The following is a 1,468-nucleotide window of genomic DNA, read 5'->3' on the forward strand; positions in this document are numbered from 1 at the left end:
CCGCCGCGCCCATCGTCCCGGTAGACGGGTTGGTCCAGAAACGCAGCCCGTCCCAGTGCTCGCGGGTAGGGCCAAGTGTGACCATAATCCGTATGCCTTCCATATCCTGCGGGGCCAGCGCGCGCAATCCGGCGAGATAAATCTCGCGCAGGTCGGCAAGGCGCCCCTGCCCCTCTTCACCGCACGCCGTGCGCCCGCAACCGGGCTCGACCACGGCGCACCCCCGTTCACGGAGGGTGGCGATGTTGGCTTGCGTGGCCGGATGGCTCCACATGGCCGGATTCATGGCGGGGGCGATGACGGCCTTGCCTCGGAAGGCAAGGGCCTGGCACGCCAGCAGCTCGTCCGCCTGGCCCTGCGCCAGCCGCGCGATGGTAGCGGCGGAGGCGGGGGCGATGACGAGGGCTTGCGCCACCTGCCCCGGTTCGAGATGGGCGAAGGGCGAGGGTGCCTGCGGATCATCGAAGGGTGCCGTGTATACCGGGGCCGCGCCGAGTGCGGCGAACGTCAGCGGCGTGACGAATTTCTGGGCGGAGGGGGTCAGGGTCGCGCTGACGGAAACGCCCGCGTCCTGCCACTGGCGCACGAGATCGAGCGCTCGGTATGCGGCGACGGACCCGCACACTCCGAGATGGAGGCGGGGCCCGCCGACGCCGCGAAAGGCGAGATGGGCGTCCATTACTGGCTCAGGCCCTGCTGGTGCACGCCGCCAGCGCCGCCCGTGCCCGTGGATGTGCTGGGCGTCAGATAGAAGGACGGGGAAGAGCTGCCGCCCGCGTCCATTCCTGCGGCGGCCCCGCCGTTCGTCCCACTGGTCGGCAGGACGCCGTCGGCGAGCCGGGTCATGACCCAGATTTCCATGGCTGCGGTGGTGGTCTGCTCGTAATAGTAGATCACCGCGTACCGCTCGCCCTTTTCGTACAGGTGCATGGTCTTGGAGCCGATGGCCGCACCGCGCAGGTTCCAGCCCTGACGGTTCATGTTCAAAATCATGGCGTTGGCGAGGGAAGGCTTGTCCACGCGGCCTTCGACGGTGATGAGGCCGGTTTTGGTCCCGTCTTGGGCCACGGAAATAAGGCTGCGCTTGGCGTCGACGGACATGTCGCGGGGAATCGGGACATCGGGGAACTGATCAAAATAGACTTCGCTGCCGTCTGAGGATTTCGTCTCGAACGGATTGGAAATATTGAGGTCCGCGCACCCGGAAAGGGGAAGCAGGGAACAGATGAGCAGCAGGCAGTAAAGAGCACGCATGGGAAACTCCTTCGTCATGGCGGTGTCCGGGAACCCCCGGCTTTTTGTTCATAGCCAATCTTCGCGTGATGCGCAAATGGGGAGCGGGGGGAGGGGCCGACTTTGTATCGGAATATCAGATAAATGAAATCTCAGCGCGAAGCGCTGTGCCGGAACAGGCTCCTGCCATGCAACCTCCCCACCAGTTGAAAATCTTTGAAGAGGATGGGGGAGG

General features: G+C 65.1%; 2 protein-coding genes. Both read right to left on the bottom strand.

What is annotated here, in order from left to right; all coding sequences use genetic code 11:
• Positions 1-679 (bottom strand): flavoprotein (locus HMPREF0178_RS19910; RefSeq protein WP_009369337.1); only part of this gene is annotated, 679 nt, incomplete at its 3' end.
• Complete coding sequence (locus HMPREF0178_RS19915; protein ID WP_009369338.1) at positions 679-1,254, bottom strand: hypothetical protein; 576 nt, start codon at positions 1,252-1,254, stop codon at positions 679-681. The genes HMPREF0178_RS19915 and HMPREF0178_RS19910, both read right to left, overlap by 1 nt.
• Positions 1,255-1,468: the final 214 nt, after the last annotated feature.

Source organism: Bilophila sp. 4_1_30, from assembly GCF_000224655.1.
Classification (GTDB): Bacteria; Desulfobacterota; Desulfovibrionia; order Desulfovibrionales; family Desulfovibrionaceae; genus Bilophila; species Bilophila wadsworthia.

Bases quoted from the DNA above. Each gene is read 5' to 3' on its own strand.
- HMPREF0178_RS19915 (WP_009369338.1), bottom strand. From the start codon at position 1,254: ATGCGTGCTCTTTACTGCCTGCTGCTCATCTGTTCCCTGCTTCCCCTT.